Origin of the sequence: Streptomyces sp. NPDC002619 (genome assembly GCF_042889305.1) — a bacterium.
In the GTDB taxonomy this organism is placed as follows: Bacteria; Actinomycetota; Actinomycetes; order Streptomycetales; family Streptomycetaceae; genus Streptomyces.
The window spans coordinates 1-17,409 of sequence record NZ_JBIAQV010000084.1 but is presented as its reverse complement, the minus strand read 5'-3'; the positions used below and the strand labels follow the sequence as shown (position 1 = coordinate 17,409).

The following is a 17,409-nucleotide window of genomic DNA, read 5'->3' as shown; positions in this document are numbered from 1 at the left end:
TCAGCCTGCGGAGACCTCGGCATCAGCCGGTCCGTGAAACAGGAACCCGTAAGCCGGGCGACCGGCCGAACCCCCTCATAAGGGAATCCCCCTCGTTCACGAGGGGGAGGAAGTCAAACCAGTTCCCCACCAGCAGGCACGGGTCTCTGCGAGACCCGTGCCTGTTCGTTGTGTGTCCCCTTGATGGGTGCCCCTTTGGCACGGGATTCGGTTGACGGCGACTCACGTACTGCGTACGCTATAAACGTGAAAGCGTGCGTCGCACGCAATAAATGCACGCAAGGTGGGCGCGCTCGGGTGGCCGCCCCAGACCACGGTGCCGTCGATCGCTTGCATCCCCCGTCCGGCGATCGGCACGAGGGCTTGCCCCGCCTCCTGGGCGGGGATCAAGCCCTCGGTCGTACTCCGTGGCCGCTGGGCTAAATCGTGATGACGGGTTTGTCGACACAGCCGGAGAAACAGAGCCGGAAGAAGGCGGGCGCACATGGGTAGCGACAGGGGCATCGGCCTGCCGGCGAGCATCGAAGTGGCCTGGGGGCTTCGGGAACCCTCGCAGAAGGGCCCCAAACGCGCTCTGAGCCTGGGGCGCATCGTGGACACCGCCGTACGGATCGCGGATTCCGAAGGGATCAGCTCCATTTCCATGAGCCGCATCGCCAAGGAACTGAATTCCTCGACGATGTCCCTCTACCGGTACGTGTCCGCCAAGGACGAGCTGCTGCCCCTGATGGTGGACGCCGCCTTCGGGCCGCCCGTGCCCCACCCGGATCCGAAGCCGCACTGGCGGACCGGGCTCGAGCACTGGAGCCGCTCCTACCTGGCCGTACTGCGCCGGCACTCTTGGGTGGTGCGCATCCCCATCAGCGGCCCGCCCTCGACGCCCCACCAGATCGCCTGGGCCGAACAAGGGCTGTGCTTCCTGCAGCGCAGCACTCTCGGCGAGGCCCAGAAGATGTCCGCGATCCTGCTCCTGGCCGGACTGGTCCGCAACGAGGCCCAACTCGCCGAAACCTACGAGGCCTTCTCGAAGGCCGGTGCCGACGGCGCCGAATCGATGCTGGACTACCGCCGGCTCATCGAGAAACTCGCGGACGCGGACCGCTTTCCCGCCATCAACGCGGCGATGGAAGCGGGAGTCTTCGACGACTCGGACGGCGAGGACGCGGAGTTCGACTTCTCCCTCAACTGTGCCCTGGACGGAATCGAGGCACTGATCCGTCGCCGCCGGCGGGAGGCCCGGCAGGCGAAACAGGGTCATTGAACGCTCCCCTCCTTGAAGGGAGGAGGAGTCTCGTTCCAGATCCACCGGCACCGTGCCCACTCGCCAAGCAGGGCCCTACGCGGTGGACGACACCCGCACACTGCAGGTGTACCGGGCGTGCCCGGCATCCTCACCCGTCTGCGGTCCTGTCATCGCGATCCTCCACCCTGGGCCGCCACTCCTCACTGGCCGCCAGCAGGTCCGCGCCCCAGCCGGCGAGGATCGCCCGCCCGGTGCCGGCGGCCGCCCCCGTCGGGTCGCCGAGGACGCCGTTGGGGGTGATCGCCCGCAGCCCGCCGCGCCGCAGTTCGGGCAGTACGTCGGACAGCGGCCGGGTGTCGCCCGGCTCCGCCCGCTCCAGCCGCACCGCCCCGGGCCGCAGCGCCAGCATCGCCGAGGTCTCGTCCCGCCCCGCGTGGCTGTCGGCCGGATCCCCGCCCGGCTCCCAGAAGTGCGCCCGACGCCCCTCGTCGCGCAGCCGCGCCACCGCCCGTCGCACCGGCACGGCGTTGCCGCCGTGCGCCGAGACGAACGCCACCGCGGCGAACGCGTCGGCTGAGCGGCCCAGTTCGGTCAACAGCAGCTCGATGGCCGCCCGGCCGATCGACAGTGTGCCGGGGAAGCCCGCGTGCTCGCCGCTGGAGCCGTAGTGCACCGGCGGGGCCAGCACCACCCACTCCCGCTCCACCGCCAGCCGCTCCGCCAGCGCGACCGCGATGTCCGTGTCCACGGTGAACGGCAGATGCGGGCCATGCTGCTCACTCGATCCCACCGGCACGACCACCACACTGGCCGCCGCGACACCGGCCACCTCGGTCCACGTCAACTCGGCAAGCCTGCGCGGCCCTTTCGTGGCCACCACATTCCTCCTCCTGCGCCTCTGGCCCCGGGCAGCGCCCCGGAGCCGACGGCCGACCACGCACGCCGGCCCTCCCGCAGGGCTCTCGCGCAGGCCACGCCCTGTCGCGCCCTGCCCTCACATCCGCCGCACCCCGTCCCGCCCCGGCCACGGCGAGGTGTCCGGGCGCAGGGGTGCCAGGGTGCGGTGGCGGAGGGCGCCCCACCAGACGCCGGCGCCGTAGGCGAGGTCGTCGGCCACCCGGGCTGTGAGCCACTGGGGGAGGGAGAGCGGGGGGCGGTGGGTGTGCCAGTCGGTGACATGGCGGGCCAGTGCCGCGGTCAGCAGCAGGCGTCCGTTGCGGGACGCGGCCAGTGCGGGCATCGCGACCGGCCACCACGAGCGGGTGACGGCGTCGGCGAACATGTGGCCCGCGCCCCAGTGGCCGCGCAGTGCCAGCGCCACCGCCTCCTCGGCCGGTACTCCCACCCCGCGCAGCTTGCGCGGCAGCAGCGACGCCGTGATCAGGGCGGTGGCGGAGGCGGCGGCGGGGCGCCCGGCTGCTATGGCGGCCCAGCAGGCCAGCGTCCACGGCGACACCCGCACCGGCGCCGCCGCGGTCCCGTGGCGCAGTGCGAGCGGGGCGGCCGAGGTGCCGTAGTCGAAGCGCTGGCGCGCCCACGCCGACCAGCGGGAGCGGGGCGCGTGCCGGACCTCGGACGCCGGTTCGTAGCGCACCAGCAGCCCGCGCCCGGCCATGCGCCACACCAGGTCGACGTCTTCGCCGAAGCGCATCGTCTCGTCGAACCCGCCGAGCGCGCGCAGCGCCGAGACCCGGACGACCAGAGCGGCGGTCGGCACGTAGCTCACCCGGCTGCCGGGCCGTACCACCGCGGGCACCGGGCCCAGGTCGAGCGGCGAGCGCTCCTGCTCGTACCGCTCCAGTGCGCTGCCGCCCGCGCGGCTGCGCACCCGCGGCGCCACCGCGGCCACCCGTGGGTCCGCGAAGTGCGGCAACAGCGCGTCCAGCCAGCCCGGTTCGGGCACCACGTCCGCGTCCAGGAACGCCACCAGCTCCGTACGGGCAGGCCGCCAGCCGCTGTTGCGCGCGGCGGCCGGCCCGCGTGAGACCGGATGCCGTACGGCCGCGCCGGGCAGTGGCACGGCGGAACCGTCGTCCACGACCACCACCCGGGCGAGTGCGGCCAAGTTCCCCAGCGCATCGGTCACTTCGGGGTGGTCGCGGACCGGGATCACCGCGGTGACGTCGGCCGCGGTCAACGGGCCCGGCGCGTATTGGGGATGGACCAGCCCGGCGGCGATCAGCCTGCCGGCCAGGCGCCGTTGCCCCGCCCCGCCGGACACCGCCTCCCCGCCGAGCCACCCGTCGACCAGCCGCGCCCCGGCCTCGGACAGCCGCAGCACCCGGTAGGGGGAGCCGCCGAGCAGCGTGCGGCCGCCCGACAGCCGACTGAGGGACGGATCCGGGGTCAGGCGCAGCTCGGGGGAACCGGCGGCGCCTTCGACGATCTCGGTGCTCATGGTGTGAAACCTCCGTCCGCGTGGACGACCGTGCCGGTGATGGCCGACGCCTCCTCGCCGCACAGCCAGCACACCGCGGCCGCGACCTCTTCCGGTTCCAGCAGGCGCTCCAGCCGGTGGTGCCGGGCGAACTCGGCGGTGTCGTCCAGGCCGTACAGGTCGGCGCTGGCCCGCAGCATCGCGGTGCGCGTGGAGCCGGGGGAGACGGCGGTGGCGGTCACCCCGGTGCCGCGCAGGTCGGTGGCCAGGCCCCGGATCAGGCCGACCACCGCGTGCTTGGCCGCGTTGTAGCCGGCCAGGTGCCACAGCCCGTGGTGCGCGGCGGTCGAGGCGAGCGCGACGAACCGGCCGGAGCGCGGCTCGGGCCGGGCGAGCAGCCGGGGTACGGCGGCCCGCGCCAGGTTGGCCACCCCGCGCACTCCGATCTCGAACAACGCGTCCCACTCGGCGTCCGTCGTCTCCCACAGAGGCCGCCCGCCGGCCATCACCGCGGCCGCGGCCACGGCGGCGTGCAGTTCCCCGGAGTGCCGGTGCGCCAGCTCGACGGCGTCCTCGAGCGCCGCCTGGTCGCGTACGTCGGCGACCACCGGCAGCACCGCGTCCGGCCAGCGCTCCGCGAGGGCGTCGAGTTCCTTCTCGGTGCCCAGCGGATAGCCGACGCCGGGCAGGTCGCGGCACACGTCCACCGCCACCACCAGCCAGCCGTCCGCGGCCAGCCGTTCCACGACCGCGGCGCCGATGCCGCGCGCCGCCCCGGTGACGACGGCGGTCCGTCGGCCGGAGCCGGGTGTGCTCCCCATGTGTCCTCCCCGTCCATCCGCTGCGACTACGACTTTTGCGTCCCGGGGTTCGCCCCGTGCTCCCGCAGATACGCCAGCAGCAACTCCGCCGCCTCCTCGGGGGATTCGGGCGTCACCATGCGCGGCGGGGTGCGGGGCGGGGTGAGCGCGCCGGTCAGGGCGAGCAGCCGCTGCCGGGTGCCGCCCTCGGGCGCGGGCAGCACCTTGGCCCGCGGACGGTAGGGACGCATCCGCCCCGCCCGCACGCCGCCGCCCTGCGGGGTGCTCACGCGCACCACGGGGATCTCGGCTCGGCGGGCGGCGAGTGCCGTGGCGAGGGGCGCCCGGCGCGGCCGTACCGTCCCCGGCTCCACCGAGCACACCGCGGGCAGCGGTACGTCGAGTTCTTCCGCACGCCCACCGTCCAGCCGCCGTACCGCCCGCAGCCGTATGCCGTCGCCGTCCTGGACGGCCACCCCCAGCTCCGCCAACCCCAACGCCTGGGCCCACCCCAGCCGGGCCGCCAGATGCGCCGGTGTCGCGCCCGTGCCCCGGTCCAGGGAGCGGTTGCCGCACACCAGCACGTCGGCCGTCCGGCCCCCGGCGGCGAGCCCGGCCAGCAGACTGTGCGCGGTGGCCGCCTCGTCGCCGTCGGGGCCCTCGACGCGCAGCGCGTCGTCGGCGCCTGCGGCCAGTGCCTCGCGCAGCATCTCCTCGGCCCCGGCCGGCCCCACGGTCACCGCCAGGCAGCTCCCGCCGAGCCGCTCGGCCAGCCGCAGCCCGTGTTCGAGGGCGCACCGGTCCGCGGGGGACACCCCGGCGGCGTACGGCGCGCTGGTGGCCGTACCGGTGAGCGGGTGGGCGGTGGCGCGCGGGTCCGTCCAGCGCAGCGCGGCGGCCACGAGCACGGCGCTCACCCCTGCCGGAAGGCGACACCGTGGCCGCCCTCGGGGTAGGACCAGGTCAGGGCGCCGGGGGCGTCGCACACCTGGTAGCAGGTGCCGCACTCGAAGCACTGCTCGTAGTTGAAGAGGATCCCGCCGTCCCCGGTCGGCACGAACAGGTCGGCCGGGCAGGCGTGCACGCAGGCACGGACCTCGCAGGAGCGGCACACGTCGGTGTCGAGGGTGATGTGTGGCTTCTCGGCGACCCGGAAGTCCACCGTGGACATACGGTCCTCGAAGGAGACGGCGGGGCGGGGGGACGGGCCAGTGAGGGTCAACCGAAGGACCTCGTTCCGGTGAACGCGTCGGACAGCAGATGGCGCAGCCGTACGCCGCGCCCGCGGGCCGCGTCCCGCAGCAGCCGGCGCAGGCCCGGCTTGGGACGCGGGTTGTCGACCGTGAAGAACCCCTGGGCCACGTCGCACACCAGCCCCGGGTACGTCTTTTGCACCCGGTCGGAGAAGACCAGCTCCGGCACCCGGCGCAGCCTGCGGTGGTCGGCGAGGACGAAGGACTGCTCCAGCAGCCTGCGGTAACCGGCAAGCCCGGCACGGGAGGTGTCGCCCACGGTGACGGCCGCGGCCGCGGCCCGGCCGGCGTGCATGCCCGCTCCCAGCGCGTAGTTGACGCCCTCCAGCCAGACACCGGCGGCCAGGCACATCGCGGCGGCGTCCCCGGCCACCAGGATGCCGTCGCCGGCGAGCTCGGGCATGGTGTCGTAGCCGCCCTCGGGGATCAAGTGGGCGGAGTACTCCTTGAGTTCGGCGCCGCGCAGCAGCGGGGCGATCGCCGGGTGCTCCTTCAACCCGGCCAGCACCGCCTCCGGCCGGGTGCCGGACGCGGCGAGGCCGGTCAGCGACAGCACCACGCCGACGCTGACCGACTCCAGGTTCGTGTAGAGGAAGCCGCCGCCGGGGATGCCGCCGGTGCAGCCGAGGATCTCGATGTCCTGGCCGTGCCGCCCGCTCAGCCCGAACCGCTCCTCGACCGCCTCGCGCGGCAGGGCGAGGGTCTCCTTCACGCCCAGCGAGGTGTGCTCGGCCTGCTTGCCCGGCACCTTCGCGAACAGCCCCGCCTCCTTGGCGAGGAAGGAGTTGACGCCGTCGCAGGCGATGACGACCCGGGCGCTCAGGTCGCCGTCGGGCCGGTCGGTGCGCACCCCGGTCACCCGGCCGGCCCCGTCGCGCAGCAGGCCGGTGGCGGTGGTGGCGGGCACCAGGACGGCGCCGGCCTCCTGGGCCAGCGAGGCGAGCCAGCCGTCGAGTTCGGAGCGCAATGCGGTGGCACCGTTGTACGGGGGGCGCCCCCAGTCCTCGGTGCGGAAGTCGACGGTGAGGGCCTGGCTGTCGGTGAGCATCATCGTCGAGCGCCGGGTCACCCAGCGCTGTACGGGCATGTGCTCCCACCAGTTTGGTACGAGTTCGTCCAGGACGCGCCCGTACACCACACCGCCGTACACGTTCTTGGCGCCCGGATACGGCCCGCGCTCCAAAAGCGCCACCGACATCCCGGCGCGCGCCGCCTCCAGTGCGGCAGCCGAACCGGCGGGGCCCGCGCCGACCACGACGACGTCGAAGGCGGGCGCCGCGTTCGTCTCAGGCGGCATCGTGCACCTCCGCGCTGCTGCTCAACTTCCGTACCAGCGCGGCGAGCACGGCGGGCGCGTCGGCCACGATGCCCAGGTCGGCCATGGCGGTCATCGGGCAGTACGGGTCGGTGTTCACGCTCACCACGTGGCCCGGGGAGCCGAGCCCGCCGGTGTGGTGCGGGGCGCCGGAGACGCCGAAGGCGACGTACAGGTCGGGGTCGACGGTGACGCCGGTGGTGCCGATCTGCCGGGCGTACTCCAGCCAGCCCGCGTCGGTGACCACCCGGGTGGCGCCCACCGCCATGCCCAGCGCGGCGCCGGCCTCGGCGAGCAGGGCCACGGCCTCGGGGCCGCCGAGCCCGCCGCCCGCGCCGAGCAGCCGCCTGGCACCGGCCAGGTCACCGGCGTCGGCCGAGGTGTCGAGGGCGGCGACGTGTACCGCGTCCGGGGCGTCGTCCGTGTCGTACGGCAGTGTCAGTTCGATCGTCTCCGGCGGCCCCGGCACCGGCGTCGCACCCCGCACCCCGGGCTCCAGCGTGGCCACGTACGGCCCGTCCACGGTGAGTTCGACCAGCGCGCTCCCGCCCAGACGCAGTACGTCGGCACCGTGCGGCAGCACTTCGAGGGCACCCGCGAGCAACGGCCGCCCCAACTCGGCCGCCAGCCGGGGCGCCAGGTCGCGCCCGTCGGGGGAGCCGGGCAGCACCACGGCGTGCACGGCCGCGAGCAGCGGTGCGAGCGCGACGGCCAGGGCGGCGGGCGCGGTCCCGCTCTCGGCCGTCCAGACCCGCCGGGCCGCGACGAGTTCCCCGGCCGCCTCACGCACCCGCGAACCGACGACCACCACGGCCCCGTCCGCCTCGGCGACGACCTCGTCGGCCCCGAGCGGCAGCACCCCGTTGCGCACGACGAGGACGGCGACCCTCGCGGCAAGACCGGCGTTCACAGCGCCGCCCCCGCCCGATGCCCCTCGACGACCGCGGCGTGGGCGCGGCGCGGGGCGAGACAGTCGCCCGCGCGGTGCACGGGGAACGGGGCGTCCTTCAGGGCGCGCCAGAGGCTGTCCTGCGGTATCTGCTGCAACGCGCAGACCACCCAGTCGTACTGCTCCTGCGTCATGGTCCCCGTGGTGTGCGTGAGGATGTCCAGCTCCACGGCCCCGTTCCCCTCCCCGCTCGGCCGGGCCCCCATCACCACCTGGTCGGTGGCGTGTTCGATGCCTTTGGCGTGGGCGCGCACGCTGTACGTCTCCAGGTCGAGCGTGATGCCCAGGTCCTGTCCGACCACCATCCCGGGCATGCTGATCCGCACCCGGCAGCCCCGGTCGGCCAGCACTTCGGCCACGGAGGTGGCCTGGTGGAAGCCGAGCTCGTCGACGACGAGGACCCGCTGCCCCGCCGTGGGCGCAGCCCGGCCCTGAAGGACGTCCCGGACGTCCACGATCCGCTCCAACTCGACTGCCCAGTAAGGCTGTTGGGGACGGGCCCCAGTGGCGAGGACGACGGCGTCCGGCGCCTGCGTGCGCAGTGACTCGGCGGTGGCCTCCACCCCGGTGCGGATCTCCACGCCGTGCCGCAGGCACTCGGCGAGCAGATTGCGTACGACGTCCAGGAACTCGGCGCGGCTGGGTGCGGTGGCGGCAGTCGCCACCTGGCCTCCCGTGGCCGACGAGCGCTCGTACAGCGTCACCTCGTGGCCGCGCTGCGCCGCCGTCGCCGCGGCCTGGAGCCCGGCCGGGCCGCCGCCGACGACCACGACCCGGCGCGGCCGCGGGCCGGGCGCGGGCAGCGGTACCGCCTCGCGGCCGGCCCGCGGGTTCTCGATGCAGCCCAACCAGCGGTTGAGGCCCATGCGGCCGACGCACTCCTGGTTGCAGGACAGGCAGGTGCGGATGTGCGGAGTGTGCCCGGCGCGGGCCTTGGCGGCGAAGTCGGGGTCGGCGATCTGCCCCCGCACCACGCCGACCAGGTCGCAGTGCCCCTCGGCCAGCGCCCGCTCGGCCTGCACCGGGTCCTTGACGCGGCCGACGCCGATCACCGGCAGCCGCACCGCCTTGCGGATGGCGTTGGAGACGAACAGAGCGTAGCCGGGCGGCACCGACATCGACGCCTCGATCATGTAGAGGGTCGAAGTGGCCACGCCTATCGAGGTGTTGATGTAGTCGACCTTGCCGGTGGCCTCCACCAGCCGGGCCGTCTCGACGGCCTCCTCGATGGTCGTGCCGCCGTCGAGCAGCTCGTCGCCGCACAGCCGCACGCCCAGCACCCGGCCGGGGCCGATCGCCTCGCGGACCGCGTCGACGATCTCCAGCAGGATCCGCACCCGGCGCTCCAGCGGGCCGCCGTAGGCGTCGGTGCGCAGGTTGGTGGCGGGGGAGAGGAAGCCGCGCACGATCGAGGAGTGCGAGCACTGGAGTTCGACCCCGTCGAAGCCGCCGTCGGCGCAGTGCCCGGCCACGGTGGCGTACCCGGCGACGATCTCGGCGATCTCCGCCGTGCTGACCTCCTTGGGCACCTCCCTAAACAGCGGGTCGGGCACCGGCGAGGGCGCCCACACCGGCAGCCGCGAATACATCGACGACGCCTGGCCGCCGTTGTGGTTGAGCTGGGCGAGGATCGGGGTGCCGTGTGCGTGCACGACCTCGGTGATCCGCCGGTAGCCGGGCACGACGTCCGGTTTGAAGCCGTGGATCAGCTTCTCGTACGGCCAGTCGGTCGCGTGGGTGGAGTGCTCCTCAGTGATGATCAGCCCGGCACCGCCGGCCGCGCGGGCCGCGTAGTACGCCGCGTGCTGCTCGCTGGGCAGACCGTCCTCGGCGTAGTTGGTCAGGTGCGCGGAGAACACGATCCGGTTGGCGAGGGTGAGCGGACCGAACCTCAGCGGCGAGAACAGCAGCCTGAATTGGCTCACCGGGCCGTGCCCCCTTTTGGGCCGCACAGCGCGAGGGCGGCGCGTCGGCCCTCCAGGAGGGCCTCGTGGACGGTGCGCGGCGCCACACAGTCGCCCGCGCGGACGGCGCCGTTTGGGGCGCCCGGCAGCGGGTCGGGCAGCCGGTGTCCACAGTGCACCACGGCGACGCAGGCCACCTTGTGCTGTTCGCCGGTGAGCACGTCCTCCACCAGGGCGACGTCCGCCAGCACGCCCCGCAGGACGGTGCGCCGAAGCAGGGTCACCCCGGCGCGCCGCAGTCGCCCGTGGGCGTCGGCGAGGTCACCGGTGAGCGCGAGCTGAGTGCCGGCCACCTGGTCCTGAGTGACGAGCGTGACGGCCCGGCCCGCCTCGGCTAGGTGCTCGGCGAGGGCCACGCCGGTCGCGTCCCCGACGGGGTCGTTGACCAGCACCGGCCCGTCGTCGGGCAGTTCGGCGCGGCCCGCGAGCAGTTCGGCGGCCTCCAGGACCGTACCGCCGTCGATGTCGTACCGGCGCGGCCCGGGTCGCGACCCGGTGGCCAGCACCACCCTGCGGCCGGTCAAGTCTCCCGGTCCTACGGCGGTTTCGGTGCGCACGACGACACCGAGCCGCCGCACCTGCGACTCCAGCCAGTCCAGCAGCGGCGCCCAGCGCTCGCCTGCGACCCGCAGCAGGCCGCCGAGCCGCTCTGTGCGCTCCACCAGCTCCACCCGCTGCCCGCGCCCGGCCAGCACGCGCGCGGCCTCCAGGCCCGCGGGCCCGCCGCCCACGACGACGACTGTGTCCTGTCCTGTGGCGGACCGCGCAATGCCGGACGCCCCGGGAAGCACGCCATCGGGCCTCCCGGGAACGTCCGCCTCCCGCTCCGCAGCGGCCACGGCCACCGGCTCCCGCCCGAGGGGGACTTCGGGCGGGTCCTCGGTCTCGTGACCGCTGCGGGGGTCCACGGCGCACGAGACGACCGGGTTGCGGTTGTCCCGTACGCGGCACTTCTGGTTGCACAGCACACACGGCCGAACCCGCTCAGGGTGGCCGGAGCGCACCAGCGCGACCAGCTCGGGGTCGGCGATCTGGGCGCGGGTCATCTCCACCAGGTCGGCCACCCCGTCGTCCAGCGCCCGCTGGGCCTGGGCGGGGTCGGTCACCGAGCCCTGGAGCACTACGGGCACCGCCCCCGCCACCGCCGTACGCACGGCGGCGCACAGCTCGGTGTTGAAGCCGGCCGGGGTGTGGAAGTCGGGCCGGGTCGCGGAGCTGGCCATCGCCGAACCGCGCACCACCACCAGGTAGTCCAGCAGCGGCGCCAACTTGCGGGCGAAGCCCTCGGCGTGCTCGGGGGTGATGCCGGCCCACGGCGCGAGCTCGTCGCAGGACAGCCGCAGCCCCAGCAGCCGGCCCTCGCCCACCGCCTCGCGCACGGCGCCCAGCACCTGGCGCAGGAGCAGCAGCCGGTCGCTGCCGTAGGCGTCCTCGCGTTGGTTGGTCAGCCCGGACAGGAACTGGCGCAGCAGGCTGTACTGCCCCGCCTCGATCTCCACCCCGTCAAGCCCGGAGCCGGCGGCGAGCCGGGCCGCCGCCGCGAACCCCGCGCGCACTTCGGCTAGTTCGGGCTCCTCCAGCTCCATCGGCATCTCGCGGCTCACCACGTCGGCCACCCGCGACGGCGCCCACAGCGCCGACTGGTGGTAAGCCGACGAGCCCTGGGAACCGGCATGGCCGAGGGAGGCCACCACCAGCGTCCCGTACGGTGCGCACGCCGCCGCCGTCGCCGCCCAGCCGGGCCGGCTGTCCGCGGCCAGCGGGGCCCGCTCGTAGGGCCAGTCGGAGGGGTGCACGCTCGCCGTCTCGGTCACGATCAGGCCCGCGCCGCCGGCCGCCCGGCGGGCGTAGTAGGCGACGTGCCTCTCCGACAGCTCCCTGCGGCGGGCCAAGTTGGTCTCGTGCGGCCCGAACACCACCCGGCTGGGGGCCATGCGCGGGCCCAGCGCGACAGACTCGGTCAGACGCATGGTCACGCCGCTCCCGGGCGGCCGGGCGCGAACCCAGCCAGCGGGCTGGTGTCACAGGCCCGGTCCACCGCCGCCGCTGCCTGCGACGGCCGCCGTCCGATGGCCACCGGCACCGGTCCGCAACGCGTGCGATGCGAGTGGTCGGCACTGGGCCGCGGCGCCGTGCCCGCCCCGACCACGGCCAGCGCCCGCTCCCCGTTGCCCTTCACGCACTCGGGGTCCGGACCGTCCAGCGGCAGCCCGGTGAAGAACTTCGCCGCCATGCAGCCGCCCCGGCACGCGTCGTACGCCGAACAGGCCGTGCAGGCACCGCCGGTCTGCGGCGAGCGCAGCTCGGCGAAAAGCTCCGACTCGCGCCATACGGCGGTGAAGCCGCCCGGAGAGCGGATGCTGCCGGCGAGGAAGGTGTCGTGGATGGCGAACGGGCAGGCGTAGACGTCGCCGACGGGGTCGATCAGACACACGACCCGGCCCGCCCCGCACAGGTTCAGACCCGGCAGCGTGGCCGGGCCGAGGGCATTGAGGTGGAAGAAGGAGTCGCCGGTCAGCACGTCCTCGCCGTGCGCCAGCAGCCACTCGTACAGCATGCGCTGCTGCCCGGCGGTCGGGTGCAGCTCGTCCCACACCTCGGCGCCGCGCCCGGAGGGCCGCAGCCGGGTGATGCGCAGCTGGGCGCCGTGGGCGTCGGCGATCGCCTTGAAGCCGTCGAGCTGGCCGGCGTTGTGCCGGGTCACCACCACGCTGATCTTGAAGTCGCGCATGCCGGCGTCGGCGAGGTTGCGGATCGCGGCCATGGCGGTGTCGTACGAACCCGGCCCGCGCACCGCGTCGTTGACCTGCGCACTCGCCCCATCCAGGGATATCTGCACGTCGACGTAGTCGCTCCCGGCCAGCCACTTCGCCCGCTCGGGGGTGATGCGCACGCCGTTGGTGGAGAACTTCACGCCGACGTGGTGGGCGGTGGCGTACTCGACGAGCTCCCAGAAGTCGGGGCGCACGGTGGGCTCGCCACCGCCGATGTTGACGTAGAAGACCTGCATACGCTCCAGCTCGTCGATCACGGCCTTGCACTCGGCCGTGGTCAGCTCCCGCGGGTCGCGCCGACCCGAGGAGGACAGACAGTGCACGCACGCCAGGTTGCAGGCGTAGGTCAGCTCCCAGGTGAGGCAGATGGGGGCGTCGAGGCCGCTCTCGAAGTAGTCGACGAGCTTCACGCTGCTTCCTTTTCCTCGAGGCGTCCGGCCGGCTCCCCGGGGCGGGGTTCGATCAGGCCGCCCGCGGCCAGCCCGGCGAGGGCGCCGAGATAAGCGGTGCGCTGTGCGGCGGGCAGCCCGGCCGCGTCGAGCGCCGAGTGCACGTCCCGGTGGTCGGCCAACGACCGTACGACCGCGACGAGTTCGCAGGTCTTCAAAAAGCACAGCCGACGCGTGCCGAAGTGGTAGGCGAGCGCCCCGAAGGGCTCCGGGCGCAGCGCCACGCTGGGGGAGCACCGGTAGGGGCGCTCGGGGATGAACACGACGGCCTCCGGGATCAGTAGACGCCGCACATGCCGTCGATCGACACCTCTTCGACGAGCAGTTCCTCGGCGTACTCGGCCTCCGCGGTGATCCCGGGTGCCTCGGCGGTCCAGGTCGTCTCCTCGACGTCCATGGCGGCCCTCCCTTCGCTGCATGGGGCACGGTCCTGGAAAGAAATGGTGCGCGCGGCTACCGGAAAGGAACACCCCTAGAAAAATAGGGGTGGCGGAGCGGACCCGGACACGACCTTCGAATTCACGCCGCCCGGCCGGATTCCCGCCCCGTTTCCGTCACGGCGTCCACCGCGCCGCAATCCACGCGCGCCTCACCCGCGATAGCCCGCAGCGCCAGGGAAAGCTCACGGCCGGTCGGGGCAGATTCCGGATCGATCAGCCACTGGGCCATCACCCCGGTGATCAGCGCCTGGTGGAAGGAACCGACCGCGCGGGCCGCACGGCCGTCCCGCTTTTCCTCCGCCGAGTCCGGCAGGAATTCCCCCAGGCCGGCCTGCGCCTCCGCCATGCCTTTCGCCAGCGCCGCACGCACCTCGGGAGAATGCCCGGCCTGGGTGATCGCCTCGAAATTCGCCGCCCACAGTCCGCGGTGCTGGGCGAACAGCTCCGTCACCTTGGTCCACAGGGCCTCGATCCGCTCGCGGGGCGTCTCGCCGCCGCGGCCGAGCGCCGCCTTCAGCGCCTCGCCCCACTCCATGTTGGCCTGGATCAACGCCTCGTTGAGCAGGGCCTCCTTGGAGCCGTAGTGATAGCCGATGGAGGCGAGGTTCGTGCCCGACGCCGCGACGATGTCGCGGGCCGTCGTGCGCGCGTAGCCCTTTTCGGCCAGGCACTGCTTCGCACCCTGGAGTAAAGCCTCGCGATGTCCCACCCCAGGCAGGGTCCCCGACCCGCCGCTTCCTGAAAACCCCCTAAACCGGCGCCATGGCAAGGCTAGGGGTGCCCGGCGAGGCCGCCCGGCCGGTGCAGGGCGGGGCACGCGGATCCCGGGCAGCCCCTTGAGAAGCTAAGGGGCAACTAGGGGTTAAGAGCCCGGCGGCCGGACACCACACTGGCCCCCATGAAGAATGAGAACCGGACGAAAAGCGCCCTGGTATTTCCGGGTATGGGGCCCTCGCCCTTCGCTGAAGTCGGCAAGTTCATGCTTGTCAACCCCTTCGCCCGGAAACTCGTCGCGGAAGCCGACGACACCCTCGGCTATTCACTCTTCGACCGTTTCCGGGAAGCGGAGGGCGACTACTCGGTCCACGCCCAGGTCGCCTTCTTCGTGAACTGCCTGGCGCTCGCCCGGTGGGCCGAGGCCGAGTTCAGTGTCCAACCCGCCTTCGTCACGGGACCGAGCTTCGGCGGCAAGGCAACCGCCGTGCGCTCCGGCGCCCTGTCCTTCGCCGACGGGGTCCGCCTCACCGAACGGTTCGCACACTGCCTCGACGCGTTCTTCGCCGAGGACTACCCGCAGGAGGTCGCCACCCAGTCCTTCGCCCGCACCTCCGGCGCCGCGCTCGAGGAGATCCTCGCCGAACTGGCCGGGCAGGACGAGTGGTACGACATCACCTGCGTGGTCGACGAGGACTTCCGCATGCTCACCCTGCGCGCCTCCCGGCTGGAGTGGCTCCAGCAGCGGCTGCGCACGGCCGGCGGGCTGCCGCTGTACGTCATGCGGCCGCCCATGCACTCGGCCGCGTTCGCCGCACTGCGCGCCCGGGCGGCCGTCGAGGTGATGGACGGCCTAAAGTTCCAAGACCCGACCCTGGCGGTCATCTCGGACCAGGACGGCACCCTGCTGACCACCGGCGAGGAGATCAGGGACCTGCTGCTCGACTGCTGCGTCCGCGCGGTCGCCTGGCCGACCGCCCTCACCTCCCTGCGCGACCGGGGCGTCGCCACCCTCTACGTCGCCGGCCAGGACGCCCTCTTCGGCCGAGTGGGCGCCGCCACAAAGAACTTCAAGGTGATCCCGGCCAACCCGCGCCTGGCCCTACGCCCGAAAAAGCGCCCGACACCGGCAGCGGCCTGAGAAATCCCGACACGCGACAGGCCTTCTGCCATCACGTTCACTCCCACCGCACCCCCCGGTCCCACCCACGTCCCGCGGCCGCCGACGGCGAGAACCCCCGCAAGGGGGCACCCGCACCCGACGACGAAAGCCGCACAGGCGGTCCGGGCGGGAACCCCGCACCCGGCCGAAGGCCGGGTGCCCCCAACGGACCTGCACTGCACCACCCCGCTCCGGAGGAACCATGACCCAGCAGAACCCCGGCGGCCTGCACGAGCGCTTCCTGCGCGGACTGGCCCTGTCCGCCGACCGCCCGGCCCTGCGCATCGGCTCCGAGACGATCACCTACCGGGACCTGCACCGGCAGGCCCTCACCTGGGCGGGCTCCCTGCGCGGCGCCAAGGTCGTCGGCGTCCTGGCGGGCAAGACCCCGACGGCGTACGCAGGCATCCTCGGCGCGCTGTACGCGGGCGCCACCGTCGTCCCGCTGCACCCCGACTTCCCGACGCCCCGTACCCAGTACATGCTCGAACTGTCCCGCGCCACCGCGGTGGTGGCCGACGAACGCGGCCGCGCGGTCCTGGCCGGCCTCGGCGAGGACGTACCCGCCCTCGAGGTGGTCACCCCGGACCCGGCCCACGCCCTGTCCGAACCGCGCACCGGCACAACCCCCACCGACACCGCCTACATGCTGTTCACCTCGGGCTCCACCGGCCGCCCCAAAGGCGTGCCCATCAGCCAGGGCAGCACCCACCACTACTTCCAACTCCTCGACGAGCGCTACGACTTCACCCCGGACGATGTCTTCTCGCAGACCTTCGACCTCAACTTCGACTGCGCGATGTTCGACCTGTTCTGCGCCTGGGGTTCCGGAGCCACCGTCGACGTCACCCCGCAGACCGCCTACCTCGACCTGCCGGCCTACCTCGACGGACACGGCGTCACCGTGTGGTTCGCCACGCCCAGCGCCATCTCCCTCGTGCGCCGCATGGGCGGCCTCACCCCGGGCGCACTGCCCGGCCTGCGCTGGAGCCTCTTCGCCGGCGAGGCCCTGCGCGCGCACGACGCCACCGACTGGCAGACCGCCGCGCCCGCCTCCACCCTGGAGAACATCTACGGGCCCACCGAGCTGACCGTCACCATCACCGGCCACCGCTGGAACCCCGCGACCTCCCCGCAGCGCTGCGTCAACGGCCTGGTCCCCATCGGCCAGGTCCACGCGGGCCACGACCACGTCCTGGTCGACGAGGAGGACCGGGAAACCCCCGTCGAGGGCGAACTGCTCATCACCGGCCCGCAGATGTCCATCGGCTACCTCGACCCCGCCGACGACGCGGGCCGTTTCGCGGAGCGCGACGGCCGCCGCTGGTACCGCACCGGCGACCGGGTACGCCGCCTGGCCGACGGCGAACTGGTCTACCTCGGGCGCCTCGACTCCCAGGTGCAGGTGCAGGGCTGGCGGGTGGAACTGGCCGAGGTGGAACACGCACTGCGCTCCTGCGAGGGCGTGGAGGACGCCGTGGCCGCGGGCGCCACGACCCCGTCGGGCACCGAACTCGTCGTCTACTACACCGGCGAGCCCCGCCCCGCCGCCCGCTTCGCCCGCGCCCTGCGCGACGTCCTCCCCAAAGGCATGCTGCCCCGCCGCTTCGAGCACCTGCCGGAGTTCCCCCTGAACTCCAACCGCAAGGTCGACCGCAAGGAACTCACCCAACGGGCCACCGACCTCCTGACCCGGCCGAACCGCCCGGCAGCCTGAACCCACCGCTCTCACCGCGCCGGTGAGCCCGCGGTGAGCGCACCCCGCCAGAGTCCTTTCCACACCGGTTCCACCAGGAGCCGGGCGGACCCGGACGGGAGCAAAACCGTGACTCCTCCACCCCGTGAACGGGGTGGCTTCTCGCTAAGCCGGTTGAGCTTCGCGACGGGCCAGCCCGGCCCGTAGAACGTTGAGAGCGCCCACCGTGTCCGCGTGCGCCTGGTGACCGCACTCCTGACAGTGGAACTTCTC

General features: G+C 73.5%; 17 protein-coding genes. 3 read left to right on the top strand and 14 right to left on the bottom strand.

Going from position 1 to position 17,409, the window contains the following annotated elements:
* Positions 1-484 precede the first annotated feature (484 nt).
* A complete protein-coding gene (locus tag ACFYXB_RS43845) occupies positions 485-1,261 on the top strand; it encodes a TetR/AcrR family transcriptional regulator (RefSeq protein WP_389590968.1) in 777 nt (258 codons plus the stop codon).
* A 130-nt stretch (positions 1,262-1,391) separates the two neighbouring features.
* On the opposite strand, the gene mftE is transcribed toward ACFYXB_RS43845, so the two are convergent.
* The 13 genes from mftE to ACFYXB_RS43780 all read right to left on the bottom strand — a co-directional run bounded on the left by mftE (position 1,392) and on the right by ACFYXB_RS43780 (position 14,273).
* Positions 1,392-2,120, bottom strand: coding sequence for a mycofactocin biosynthesis peptidyl-dipeptidase MftE (mftE, locus tag ACFYXB_RS43840; RefSeq protein ID WP_389590967.1), 729 nt, complete (start codon positions 2,118-2,120; stop codon positions 1,392-1,394).
* Between the two features lie 117 nt (positions 2,121-2,237).
* On the bottom strand, positions 2,238-3,641 hold the full coding sequence (mftF, locus tag ACFYXB_RS43835; RefSeq protein WP_389590965.1) for a mycofactocin biosynthesis glycosyltransferase MftF: 1,404 nt from the start codon (positions 3,639-3,641) through the stop codon (positions 2,238-2,240).
* Positions 3,638-4,441 carry a mycofactocin-coupled SDR family oxidoreductase gene (locus ACFYXB_RS43830; RefSeq protein ID WP_389590963.1) on the bottom strand — a complete coding sequence of 268 codons (804 nt, stop codon included), beginning with the start codon at positions 4,439-4,441 and terminating at the stop codon, positions 3,638-3,640. The genes mftF and ACFYXB_RS43830 overlap by 4 nt, the downstream gene beginning before the upstream one ends.
* A 26-nt stretch (positions 4,442-4,467) precedes the next feature.
* Positions 4,468-5,337, bottom strand: coding sequence for a mycofactocin-associated electron transfer flavoprotein beta subunit (locus tag ACFYXB_RS43825; RefSeq protein WP_389590961.1), 870 nt, complete (start codon positions 5,335-5,337; stop codon positions 4,468-4,470).
* The gene (locus ACFYXB_RS43820; RefSeq protein WP_389590959.1) at positions 5,334-5,642 is read right to left on the bottom strand and encodes a ferredoxin family protein; all 309 of its coding nucleotides are present in this window, start codon (positions 5,640-5,642) and stop codon (positions 5,334-5,336) included. The genes ACFYXB_RS43825 and ACFYXB_RS43820 overlap by 4 nt, the downstream gene beginning before the upstream one ends.
* A complete protein-coding gene (locus tag ACFYXB_RS43815) occupies positions 5,639-6,970 on the bottom strand; it encodes an FAD-dependent oxidoreductase (RefSeq protein ID WP_389590957.1) in 1,332 nt (443 codons plus the stop codon). The genes ACFYXB_RS43820 and ACFYXB_RS43815 overlap by 4 nt, the downstream gene beginning before the upstream one ends.
* Complete coding sequence (locus tag ACFYXB_RS43810; protein ID WP_389590955.1) at positions 6,960-7,898, bottom strand: mycofactocin-associated electron transfer flavoprotein alpha subunit; 939 nt, start codon at positions 7,896-7,898, stop codon at positions 6,960-6,962. Before ACFYXB_RS43810 ends, ACFYXB_RS43815 begins: the two co-directional genes overlap by 11 nt.
* Positions 7,895-9,862, bottom strand: a complete 1,968-nt coding sequence (locus ACFYXB_RS43805; protein ID WP_389590953.1) for a mycofactocin system FadH/OYE family oxidoreductase 2 — start codon at positions 9,860-9,862, stop codon at positions 7,895-7,897. The genes ACFYXB_RS43810 and ACFYXB_RS43805 overlap by 4 nt, the downstream gene beginning before the upstream one ends.
* Positions 9,859-11,871 (bottom strand): FAD-dependent oxidoreductase, encoded by a 2,013-nt coding sequence (locus ACFYXB_RS43800; RefSeq protein WP_389590971.1) that lies wholly within the window; start codon positions 11,869-11,871, stop codon positions 9,859-9,861. The genes ACFYXB_RS43805 and ACFYXB_RS43800 overlap by 4 nt, the downstream gene beginning before the upstream one ends.
* A gap of 2 nt (positions 11,872-11,873) precedes the next feature.
* Positions 11,874-13,085: a mycofactocin radical SAM maturase gene (mftC, locus tag ACFYXB_RS43795; protein WP_389590952.1), complete on the bottom strand. Its 1,212-nt coding sequence runs from the start codon at positions 13,083-13,085 to the stop codon at positions 11,874-11,876.
* Complete coding sequence (gene mftB, locus ACFYXB_RS43790) at positions 13,082-13,417, bottom strand: mycofactocin biosynthesis chaperone MftB (protein WP_389590950.1); 336 nt, start codon at positions 13,415-13,417, stop codon at positions 13,082-13,084. Before mftB ends, mftC begins: the two co-directional genes overlap by 4 nt.
* Positions 13,402-13,521 carry a mycofactocin precursor MftA gene (gene mftA, locus ACFYXB_RS43785; protein WP_389590947.1) on the bottom strand — a complete coding sequence of 40 codons (120 nt, stop codon included), beginning with the start codon at positions 13,519-13,521 and terminating at the stop codon, positions 13,402-13,404. The genes mftB and mftA overlap by 16 nt, the downstream gene beginning before the upstream one ends.
* Positions 13,522-13,643: 122 nt before the next feature.
* A complete protein-coding gene (locus ACFYXB_RS43780) occupies positions 13,644-14,273 on the bottom strand; it encodes a TetR/AcrR family transcriptional regulator (protein ID WP_389590944.1) in 630 nt (209 codons plus the stop codon).
* 189 nt (positions 14,274-14,462) lie between these two features.
* Between ACFYXB_RS43780 and ACFYXB_RS43775 the strand changes: the two genes are divergently transcribed.
* Both ACFYXB_RS43775 and ACFYXB_RS43770 read left to right on the top strand, forming a co-directional pair.
* Positions 14,463-15,419, top strand: coding sequence for an ACP S-malonyltransferase (locus tag ACFYXB_RS43775; RefSeq protein ID WP_389590943.1), 957 nt, complete (start codon positions 14,463-14,465; stop codon positions 15,417-15,419).
* Positions 15,420-15,642: 223 nt separating this feature from the next.
* Positions 15,643-17,157 (top strand): AMP-binding protein, encoded by a 1,515-nt coding sequence (locus ACFYXB_RS43770; RefSeq protein ID WP_389590941.1) that lies wholly within the window; start codon positions 15,643-15,645, stop codon positions 17,155-17,157.
* Between the two features lie 144 nt (positions 17,158-17,301).
* Here ACFYXB_RS43770 and ACFYXB_RS43765 read toward each other — a convergent pair.
* Positions 17,302-17,409 (bottom strand): zinc ribbon domain-containing protein (locus tag ACFYXB_RS43765; protein WP_389590970.1); only part of this gene is annotated, 108 nt, incomplete at its 5' end.